1 pseudogene is annotated in these 230 nt (G+C 39.6%); it reads left to right on the forward strand.

Features of this window, described 5'->3' with window-relative positions:
• Positions 1-230 (forward strand): annotated as a pseudogene (locus tag B2U95_RS05465) (polyribonucleotide nucleotidyltransferase); the annotation flags it as partial.

Below are 230 nucleotides of genomic sequence, written 5' to 3' on the forward strand. Positions count from 1 at the left end.
AATTTCTATTTACATTATAACTTCCCTCCTTTTTGTACAGGTGAAGCTAGACCAATTCGTGGCACCTCTCGTAGAGAAGTTGGACATGGTAATTTAGCACAACGTGGTTTAAAAGGTATGATTCCTGACGATTGCCCTTACACAGTACGTATCGTATCTGAAGTATTAGAATCTAACGGTTCTTCTTCTATGGCTACTGTATGTGCAGGAACTATGGCTTTAATGGATGC

The organism is Winogradskyella sp. UBA3174 (assembly GCF_002364335.1).
Classification (GTDB): domain Bacteria; phylum Bacteroidota; class Bacteroidia; order Flavobacteriales; family Flavobacteriaceae; genus Winogradskyella.